A 9,127-nucleotide genomic window follows, 5' to 3' on the forward strand; every position below is an offset into this window, starting at 1 on the left:
CTCAGACCTTGACGAACTCCTGCACGCCCATCACGAACATCACCGCGCCGCCGACCGCCACCTCGACCGGGTCGGAGACCATGCCCTCACCCTGCTCGCCCATCGGGACGCTGGGGGTGACCAGCCGGGTGCGGGTGCGGCAGGTCTGCTGCACGTGGCGTTTGAGGTCCGCGAGGCGCTCGTCGGGCACGCCGATCATCAGCGTGGTGTTGCCCTCGCGCAGGAAACCTCCGGTGCTCGCCAGCTTGGTGACCTCAAAGGCGTTTTCAGACAGCACGCGCACGAGGGCAGCGGCGTCCGCATCCTGAATCACGGCGAGAACCAGCTTCATGAAGGGCAGGATAGCAGAGCCGCCGTGACGGGCAGGTCAACGGGGCCGCGCTGCGGGCCAGCGCCACAGCAAAAGCCCCCTTGCGGGGGCCTGGGGGGATGCGGGCAGCGGCGTGCTTACGCAACCTGCTTTTTCTTGCTGGTGGGCGCGGGCGACTGCTCCTGCCCGATGGCCTGCGTCTCCTTGAGCCGGAAAATCACCAGGCTGCCCACAAAGGTGCAGGTGATCATGCCGTGCGCGTTGAGCAGCGACAGGGCCGTCATCACGTCCTCGCGGGTCATGCGCAGCTGCTCGCTCATGTACAGGGCGCTGTCGGCGCGGCCCTCGAGGTAGTCGCGGACCTTCTTGGCCCCCTCGGTCAGGGGCGTGGCAGGCACGTCGGCCAAGCCGGGGTCGGCCAGGCCGTACACGGCGCGGGTCCCGGTGCCGGGCAGGCGGCGGACGCGCCCCTGGTCGAGCAGGCTGGCCAGCGCCGCGCGCAGGTGCGACAGCGCCAGGCCGGTCGTCTTGGCCAGTTCGGTCTCGACCCACTCGGGCTTGCTTTCCAGCGCCTTGAGGACGAGCTTCTCGTTGGCGCGGCGGGTTTCTTGCAGGTCTTCGAGGGTGGGGGGATTGAACATGCGCTATCCTCCGGCTAAACCAGTCTGGCCTGTGGCCGCCCCTGGCGTGAGAGTGAGAGGTGTACTCGGTACAAGTGCGCTCCTGGGCGCAACTTTCCTATTGTGACAGGTCACGGTAGGCTTTGCATGAGGCAACCTGCATCCTGGAAAACGCCGCAGCCACTTCACACAAAGAGCGACGGGCGACACGAGCGCGGCCCGCCTGAAAAGGTGGTCTATGGTAAGCGGTTTGGCCTAACCCCACCGTGAGCCAGCCTGCCTTTGCAACCCTTGACAAGAACTGGTCAAGGAAACTTGACTCCCGGAGGGACCCTCGCCTACACTCCCTGTCAAGGAGGGTTGACATGACGCGACAGCTGTTCATAGGTGAGCGGCCGGAAGCCTGGGCCGCTGCCCGCGCGGTGCCGAAGCCCCCCGGCTGGGGGGAGGGATGAGCCTGCCCTCGCGCGAGAGGCGGCTGGCGAGGAGCCGCCGGGCGGAAGTCGTCGCGGGCGTGCTGGCCCTGGTGGGGTTTCCCCTGGTGATCTTGTGGCCCACGCTGCTGCCCGCCTACCTCGGCGCTTTTCTGCTGCTGACGGCAGCGCTGACGCTCTGGCAGTACCGCGTGATGGACGAGTTTCGCCGTGCCCGCTTCCTGAAGGCGTGGGCGGCGGCCGGGGTGGCGGGCCTGACCGCCCTGACGGGCCTCATCGTGTGGGCTTTAGTGCTGCTGGCGCCGCGCGGAGGGCCGGGCCTGTCGGTGGCCGTCTCCCTCCCCCTCTGGGGCCTGTACCTGCCCTGGCTGGCGATGCTGGCAGCCTTTTTCGCGGTCACCGCGTACCTGTACCGCCGGGACACCCGTGGGTAACCCATGAACAACCGCATCCGGACCCTGCGGACCGGGCGCGGCTGGACCCAGGCCGATCTGGCCGAGCGGCTGGACGTGAGCCGCCAGACCGTGAACGCCCTGGAAACCGGCAAGTACGACCCCAGCCTGCCGCTGGCCTTCCGCCTCGCGCGGCTGTTCGGGCAGCGGATCGAGGACATCTTCGACGACGGGTCTGGCGCCCGGGAGGAACACGGACCATGCTGAACATCCGGAACCTGAGCAAGACCTACGGCAAGCACGCGGCCCTGCGGAACGTGAGCCTCCACGCCGGAGAGGGCGAGGTCTTCGGCCTGCTGGGACCCAACGGCGCCGGAAAGACCACGCTGCTGCGGATCATCGCGACGCTGCTGCGCCCCAGCTCGGGCACGGCGGAACTGGCGGGCCACGATGTGACGCGCGACCCCGAAGCCGTGCGGCGGGTGATCGGGGTGGTCAACGGCGGCATGGGGCTGCCCGCCCGCCTGACCGGGCGCGAGGTGCTGCGCTCCTTTGCCGGGCTGTACGGAATGAGTAAGGCGCAGGCCGACGCCCGGATCACCGAGCTGGACGTGGCGCTTGACCTCGGGCGCGCCCTCGACGCCCGGGCGGGCGAGTACTCCACCGGCATGAAGCAGAAGGTGGTGATTGCCCGCGCGGTGATCCACGACCCGCAGGTCCTGATTCTGGACGAGGCGGCCAGCGGACTGGACATCTTCGCGCGCCGGACGCTGCTCGACTTCGTGGCGGCGGCGCGGCAGCCGGGCAAGCTGACCCTCTATTCGACGCACGTCATGAGCGAGGCCGAGGAGGTCTGCGACCGGGTGGCGATCTTGCACCAGGGCGAGCTGGTCACCGTCGGGCCCATTCCCGAGATTCTGGCCCGGACCGGCGAGCGCAACCTGGAGCGGGCCTTTTTCACGCTGGTGCGCGGCGCGGAGGCCCAGACGGCGGCCGCGGCGGTGGCCCATGCGTCCTGAGCTGCCGCGCTGGAACTACCTCTGGCGGGTGGCCTCGCGCGACCTGCTCTCCACCCTGCGCGACCGGCGGACCATCACAGGCACCATCCTGATTCCGCTGCTGCTGATCCCGCTGTTCACGCTGGGGCTGCCCCTGCTGCTGGGCCGCTTTATCGGCGGGCAGGCGCAGGAGCGCCAGCGGGTGGGCGTGGTCGGCCCCCTGCCCGCCCCGCTGCGCACGGCGCTGACTCGCGACGAGCAGGCCCCCGACGGCAGCGTTCTGCGCGCCGGGGTCGAGCTGGTGCCGGTCTCGGACCCCCGCGCGGCCGTCCAGTCGGGCGAGGTGGACGCGGCCCTGCGCGCGCCCGCCCCGCTGCCTACCCGCGCGGGCGACGGCAGCGGCACGCTGGAGGTCTACGCCAAGCTGGGCAACCTGCGCGCCCAGACCGGGGCCTACGCCAAGGTGCAGTCCACCGTCGAGGCCTACAACCGCGAGCTGGCGGTCGAGCGCCTGGACAGCCTGGGCCTGGGCGAGCAGACGCTGAGGCCCGTCGCCCTCGCGCCCATCGACGCCAGCCCCGAGCAGGAGCGCCGCAGCGGCCAGCTCGCCTTTCTGATTCCGCTCCTGATGCTGAATTTCATCCTGACCGGGGCGATGGCGACCGCGCTCGACGCCACGGCAGGTGAAAAGGAACGCGGCACCCTGGAAAGCCTGCTGGTGTCTCCGGTGCGGCGCTCGGAGGTCGTGGCCGGCAAGCTGCTGGCGACCACCGTCACGGCCCTGACCACGGCCCTCTTTAGCGTGCTGGGCTTTCTCGCCAGCGGCCTGATCGCCCGGCTGGCCGTGCCCGGCGCGGGCGCCGCCAGCGAGGTCACCCAGGCGTTCGGCGGCCAGCTCACGCTAAGCCCAGGGGGCGCGCTGACCCTGCTGGGCACCGTGATCAGCGCCGCGCTGCTGATCAGCGCGATCTTGATCGCCCTGAGCATCTACGCCCGCTCCTACAAAGAAGCCCAGACCTACGTCACGCCGCTGACGCTCGCCATCGTGTTTCCGGCGGTGCTGCTGCAATTCAGCGACTTCCTGACGCTGGGGGCAGGCACCTACGCCATTCCGCTGTTCGGCAGCATGGTCGCCATCCTCGACATCGTGCGCGGCAACCTGACGCCCGCGCACGCCGCGACCGCCATCGCCGCCAACCTGCTCGGCGCGCTGTTGATGGGGCTGCTCGCCCTGCGGTCCTTCGGGCGCGAGGAGGTCATCTTCCGCAACTAGCGGCATCACGCCACAGCAGAGGGCGGACCCTTCCATCCCGGAGAGTCCGCCCTTCAGGTTCCGTCGCCGTTCAGGTCAGGCGGGTGGGGTTGTTGGGATCAGCGGCGGTGGTCTGCCCTTCGCTGGGGTCCGGCTGGGTCTCCAGCGCCGCCGTGCCAGTCTCGTGGGGGCGCACGGTCAGCGGGTCAATGGATGGTTCTTCCTTGCTCACGCTGTCCACCAGGATGTCGAGCACGTCCCCGGCGCGCGCGGCGTCGATGGCCTTGTGGGTCACGATCTCGCCGACGTTGAGGATGATGGTGTCGTCAGGGGCCAGGATTACGCGGGTCACCGGGCGGCCCAGCGCGTCGCGCACCTTCTGCTCCATCTGCTGTTCCTGCCGGTTCTCGAGCGCCTGCCCGGCCTCGTCGCGCTTGTCGCCCAGCCAGGCCTTGGCGCGGTCGAGCAGGTTGCTCGCGCCCTCGCTGACGCTGGCGACGCCGCCCGCCAGGGCTGCGGTCGTTCCCGAACCGGCGCTGGTCGTGCCTGTCCCGGCCGCCGCCGTGGTGGCGTTCAGCAGCGCCTGTTCGACACCCAGGGTGCGGGCACGTTCCGCGACCAGCGGGGTCACGATCTGCCCCTGCACGGCGAGGAGGCTCCCGCCGGGCGCGCGCACATCGCTGCGCACCCGCCGCCCGATGGCGTCCTCGACTGTCGGCTCGCGCCGCTCACGCACCGCCTGCACCTGGTCCCCGATGGCCCCGCCGGTCGCGGCGGCGGTCAGGGCGGCGAGTTTCCCGGCCTGCTCGGCGCGCTCGGCCTGGAACTCGGTGATCAAAGCGCCCTTATGAACGATGATCTCCTGCACGCCGTCGGCCATCTCGGCCACCACGTCGTTGGCGGCCGTCTTGCCCACCACGAATTCCTTCTGGCGTTCGGCGGTCGCGCCGCGCAGGTCCTCGTAGCTGCCCTGCACCCGCTCCTTGGCCGTGTCATAGGCGCCCGCGAGGACCCCCCCGGTCGCGGCGGTGGCCAGCGCGGTGAGCTTGCCGGCGCCCTCGGCCTGCTCGGCCTGCTCGGCCGTGATGGTGTCTCCCTTGTGGACAATCACCGTGCCGTCTTCTAGGGCGATGTCGCCGCCCGCCGTCTTGCCGACGACGTATTCCTTCTGGCGCTCCTTGGTGGCCTCGGCGATGTTCTCGTAGCTGTGCTTGACGCTCTCGGCCGCGCTCTGGTAGGCGCCGCTGAGGCTCTGGCCCGCCGATTGCAGGCTGCCCTTGAGGCCGCCGGGTTCCTGCTCCTGCATGGCCGTCGCCACGCTGATGGGCACGATGGCCGCGTCGTGGCCGATCTGCACGTCCTCGGGGGCAGGCACGAAGGTCCGCCCGCTCGACAGGTCGCTGAAGATGCCGCCGGTCGCCTCGTAGCCCTCGACGTGGCCGGTGCGCTCGTCGAAAAACACGTCCGCGATCTTGCCCAGGTTCTGCCCGTCGGTGGTCAGCAGCGTCATGCCGGTCAGGCTGACATTGGAGTCCAGCACCTCGGCCAGCCGGCCGTCCTCGCGGGTGGAAGTCACCGCGTCGGCGCTGTCCACCATGATGGCGTCCTCACCGATGGAGCGGATCGCCTCGAAGGGCACGACCCGCGCGGCGCGGAACCAGCCGCCCTCGTCAACCAGCAGGCCCAGCACCTGATTGGCCTGGTGGTCGAACACCAAGTCGCGCACCGAGTCCACGCGCTCGCCCGTGTTGATCGCCACGACGTGGCGCCCGAGCAGTTCTTTGCCTTTGATCATGCAGTCACTCCATTCAGCGCAAGAGATGAGGAAACGCCGCCAGCCGCGCCCACGCCGCTCAAAACCCGAGGTTCAGCAGGCCCTGGGGCTTGAGATACAGGAAATAGGCGAGCAAGAAGAGCACCAGCAAAATCAGGATGATGAGCAGGGCGGTTCGGCCGCCTCCCCCACCAGTGCCTTGCAATCGGGCCATAGGTCAATCCTCCTGCCCGGAGTCTAAAAACCCCTGCTCTCCGCTGTGAGGTTTCCCCCCTCACCCGGAGTTGAAGCAACCTTGCGCTGGCCTTAAGACGCCCTAGCCGCGCTGGCCCGGGGGGCGGCACGCGCTGCCCAGCGGCTCTGCCGCGCCCACCCGGGCACCTGGGGACCCGCGGCCCGGTTCAGACAGGTGGGGGCTGCCCCCCGCCGCTGCCCTAGACTCCGCTCATGTCCGCCCAGCCTCTGGCGCCGCTGCCGCCCGGCCTGCACCCCGGCGCCCCCCGCACGGCCCGGGAGGTGCCGCTGGGCGAGTGGCCGCTGACCGTCCTCGTCGGCGTGACCGGGGTGGGCAAAAGCACGGCGCTGGCCGCGCTGAGGGCGGCGGACCCGGCTGCGCGGGCCTTGCCCGACCGCCGCGAGATCACCGACCACGTGATGCTGGCGCCCGGCCCCATCACCGACCGGGCCGAGCGCTTCGCCCGGACGGCCCGCTACCGCGCGCAGCATCCCGGCGGGATGGCGCACGCCCTGGGCACCCTCAGCGCCGACACCGCGGTCTGGGGCGAGCGGCTGCTCTTCGACGGCCTGCGCGGGTGGGAGGAGGTCGAGCACGCGGCCCGGCATTTTCCCGCCTGGCGCTTCGTGGCCCTGCACGCCCCCGACGCCGAGCGGGTGCGCCGACTGCTGGGCCGCGCGGACGCCTTTGACCGGGTGACGGCGGGGCACCGCTCCGGCGGCGTGCTGCGCGCCGAGCTGGGCGCCCTGCCCGGGGTGGCCGCTGTCCTGACCCCGGCGGAACTGGACGCCCTGGCGGCGCTGGAGGGCCAGGGCCACCCGCCCGCCGACATCCTCGCCAAGACCCGCATCGTGGTCACCGAGCGCGAGCACTACGACCCGCAAGCCGCGTGGAGCTTCTTGCAGACGCTGCCGCCCGCCCGCGCGCTGCTGCTCGACACGGTCGCCCTCGCGCCCGAGCAGGTGGCGGCCGCCGTCGGGGCCTGGGGGGCGGACTGGGGTGGCCGGGGCGGGGCCGGGGCGTGAGCGCGCCCCGGGTCGCGCGGGTCGAGGGCCTGCCTTTTCGCCTGCCGCTGACGGGCACGTTGGCCTGGGGCGCCCACAGCACCCTGAGCGCGGCCGAGCACGTGCTGGTGCGGGTCACGCTGGACGACGGCACGGTGGGCCACGCCGAGGCCCCCCCGCGCCCCACCATCTACGGCGAGACGGCCGCGAGCGTGGTGGCGATCCTGGGCTGGCTGGAACCTGCCCTGCGGGGCCTGTCCATCACCGACGAGGCCGCCCTGAGCCGGGTGCGGAACAGCGCGGCGAACAACCACACCGCGCGCGGCGCGCTCGACCTGGCGCTGCACGACGCCCGCGCCCGCGCCCAGGGCCTGAGCCTGTGGGACACCTGGCTGGGTCCGCACACGCGGGTGCGCGTCAGCTTCATCCTGGGCATCGACACTCCGGCGGCCATGCTCGCCGAGGCCGAGCGGGTGGTGGCCTCGGGCGTGCGTTGCCTCAAGGTCAAGGTGGGGCGCGACCACGCCCGCGACCTCGCGGTGATCCGTGACCTGCGGTCCGCCTTCGGGGACGCGGTGCAGCTGTACGCCGACAGCAACGAGACCCTGACGCCAGAGGAAGCGCCCGCCGCCCTGGCCGCCATGCGCGGCGCGGGCCTGACCTGCGTGGAGGAACCGCTCCCGGTGCGCGAGCTGCGGGCCAGGGCGGCCCTGCACGCCCAGGGCATCCTCCCCATCGTGGCCGACGACTCGTGTTTCACGCCAGGCGACCTGGACCGCGAACTGAGTTTTGGCACCTTCGACATTCTGAACGTGAAGACGGCGCGCAGTGGCCTGACCGACGGGGCGGCGATGCTGGGGCAGGCCGCCGCCCACGGCAAGCGCGGCATGGTCGGCTCGCAGGCCAGCAGCGGTCTGGGCACCCTGCACGCGGCGCTGCTCGCCACCCGGCCCGAGGTGACCGAGCCGTGCGAGCTGAGTTTCGTGCTCAAGCTGGAAGCGGACCTGCTCGACCGCCCCCTCACCTTCCAGGACGGGTGGCTGGACGTGGCGGCGCTGCGGGACCACAGGCTCGACCCGGCGCAGCTGCGGCGCTTCCGGCTCTAGACAACCCGCCCGCCTGCCCGCCGCTTGTGCCGGGAACACCACAGTTCTTCTTCATGGCAGCTCGACAGAATGAGCCATGAGCCAAGAAATGCTCAATGCCCTCCTGCTCCCGCTGCTGTTCAGCATGATCGGCGGCAGCTACGCCTACCTGCGCTTTCCGGACCGCCGCCCCCGGGTGCTGCTCACGCTGGTCCTTTTTCAGCTGGTCGGCGCCTACGGGCACAGCGCGCAGCCGGAGATGGCCCTTTTCGGCCTGCTGGGGCTGCATATGCTGGTCGTGTGCGCCCTGCTGCTGCACCACTTGCAGGCCCCCAGGCCAGAACTCGCGCCGGAGTGGAAGCGGCGCGAGTAAGGCTCTCCGCGCCCTCCAGAGGGGCCGCCGCAACGGCCACAAGAATGACCCCCGCCCGGGCTTCGCGGGCGGGGGTCATGCGGCGCCTGAGCGTTACGCCGAAGCGGTCGCGCCCGCCTCGCTCTTGGCCAGAATCCCGCGCAGCACGGTCTGGAGAATGCCGCCGTTCTTGTAGTAGTCGATCTCGACCGGCGTGTCGATGCGGCACTGGAGGGTGACCTCGCGCGCCACGCCGTCCTTGCCCGTCACGCGCAGGGTCACGTCCTGACGGGGACGCAGATCGGTGGGCAGGATCAGGTCGAAGGTCTCGTCGCCATTGATGCCCAGGCTGTCGGCGGTCTCGCCGTTCTTGTACTGGAGGGGCAGCACGCCCATGCCGACGAGGTTGGAGCGGTGGATGCGCTCGAAGCTCTCGGCGATCACGGCCTTCACACCCAGCAGGAAGGTGCCCTTGGCGGCCCAGTCGCGGCTCGACCCCATGCCGTAGTCCTTGCCCGCGAAGACCAGCAGCGGCACGCCCGCTTCCTTGTAGGCGGTCGAGGCGTCGAAGATGGAGGTCACCTCGCCCGTCAAGAAGTTGGTGGTGAAGCCGCCCTCGGTGCCGGGCGCGAGCTGGTTTTTCAGGCGGATGTTGGCAAACGTACCGCGCG

At 70.8% G+C, this 9,127-nt stretch carries 12 protein-coding genes (1 of these 12 running past the window's edge); 7 read left to right on the top strand and 5 right to left on the bottom strand.

The genetic code is table 11. The annotated features are described in order from the left end of the window. Position 1: 1 nt before the first annotated feature. Together HNQ09_RS12715 and HNQ09_RS12720 are read right to left on the bottom strand one after the other, a co-directional pair. Positions 2–331, bottom strand: a complete 330-nt coding sequence (locus HNQ09_RS12715) for a cyclic-di-AMP receptor (RefSeq protein ID WP_184029862.1) — start codon at positions 329–331, stop codon at positions 2–4. Positions 332–447: 116 nt separating this feature from the next. Continuing rightward, positions 448–951 (bottom strand): transcription initiation factor IIE subunit alpha family protein, encoded by a 504-nt coding sequence (locus HNQ09_RS12720; protein WP_184029864.1) that lies wholly within the window; start codon positions 949–951, stop codon positions 448–450. A 430-nt stretch (positions 952–1,381) separates the two neighbouring features. Here HNQ09_RS12720 and HNQ09_RS12725 point away from each other — a divergent pair, with 430 nt between their 5' ends. The 4 genes from HNQ09_RS12725 to HNQ09_RS12740 are packed head-to-tail and all read left to right on the top strand — an operon-like array spanning position 1,382 to position 4,027. Further along, on the top strand, positions 1,382–1,798 hold the full coding sequence (locus HNQ09_RS12725) for a hypothetical protein (RefSeq protein WP_184029866.1): 417 nt from the start codon (positions 1,382–1,384) through the stop codon (positions 1,796–1,798). 3 nt (positions 1,799–1,801) lie between these two features. Next, on the top strand, positions 1,802–2,023 hold the full coding sequence (locus HNQ09_RS12730) for a helix-turn-helix transcriptional regulator (protein WP_184029867.1): 222 nt from the start codon (positions 1,802–1,804) through the stop codon (positions 2,021–2,023). After that, positions 2,017–2,775 (top strand): ABC transporter ATP-binding protein, encoded by a 759-nt coding sequence (locus tag HNQ09_RS12735; protein ID WP_184029869.1) that lies wholly within the window; start codon positions 2,017–2,019, stop codon positions 2,773–2,775. The genes HNQ09_RS12730 and HNQ09_RS12735 overlap by 7 nt, the downstream gene beginning before the upstream one ends. Further along, positions 2,765–4,027 (top strand): ABC transporter permease, encoded by a 1,263-nt coding sequence (locus tag HNQ09_RS12740; protein ID WP_184029871.1) that lies wholly within the window; start codon positions 2,765–2,767, stop codon positions 4,025–4,027. Before HNQ09_RS12735 ends, HNQ09_RS12740 begins: the two co-directional genes overlap by 11 nt. A 70-nt stretch (positions 4,028–4,097) precedes the next feature. On the opposite strand, the gene HNQ09_RS12745 is transcribed toward HNQ09_RS12740, so the two are convergent. Then, a complete protein-coding gene (locus HNQ09_RS12745; RefSeq protein WP_184029874.1) occupies positions 4,098–5,801 on the bottom strand; it encodes a PRC-barrel domain-containing protein in 1,704 nt (567 codons plus the stop codon). A 58-nt stretch (positions 5,802–5,859) separates the two neighbouring features. Beyond that, entirely contained in the window at positions 5,860–5,994 is a 135-nt protein-coding gene (locus HNQ09_RS19185; protein ID WP_281378323.1) for a hypothetical protein, read from the bottom strand. A gap of 233 nt (positions 5,995–6,227) precedes the next feature. Between HNQ09_RS19185 and HNQ09_RS12750 the strand changes: the two genes are divergently transcribed. The 3 genes from HNQ09_RS12750 to HNQ09_RS12760 all read left to right on the top strand — a co-directional run bounded on the left by HNQ09_RS12750 (position 6,228) and on the right by HNQ09_RS12760 (position 8,477). Continuing rightward, entirely contained in the window at positions 6,228–7,040 is an 813-nt protein-coding gene (locus HNQ09_RS12750; RefSeq protein WP_184029877.1) for a nucleoside/nucleotide kinase family protein, read from the top strand. Further along, complete coding sequence (locus tag HNQ09_RS12755) at positions 7,037–8,125, top strand: enolase C-terminal domain-like protein (RefSeq protein ID WP_184029880.1); 1,089 nt, start codon at positions 7,037–7,039, stop codon at positions 8,123–8,125. Before HNQ09_RS12750 ends, HNQ09_RS12755 begins: the two co-directional genes overlap by 4 nt. 76 nt (positions 8,126–8,201) lie before the next feature. After that, entirely contained in the window at positions 8,202–8,477 is a 276-nt protein-coding gene (locus HNQ09_RS12760) for a hypothetical protein (protein WP_184029883.1), read from the top strand. Between the two features lie 93 nt (positions 8,478–8,570). On the opposite strand, the gene acnA is transcribed toward HNQ09_RS12760, so the two are convergent. After that, a protein-coding gene (gene acnA / locus HNQ09_RS12765) for an aconitate hydratase AcnA (RefSeq protein ID WP_184029887.1) crosses the window boundary here: on the bottom strand, positions 8,571–9,127 show its end. The gene runs 2,164 nt beyond the window's last position; only the last 557 of its 2,721 coding nucleotides appear in the window; the start codon falls outside the window, past its right edge; its stop codon occupies positions 8,571–8,573.

This window comes from Deinococcus budaensis (assembly GCF_014201885.1).
GTDB classification, from domain to species: domain Bacteria; phylum Deinococcota; class Deinococci; order Deinococcales; family Deinococcaceae; genus Deinococcus; species Deinococcus budaensis.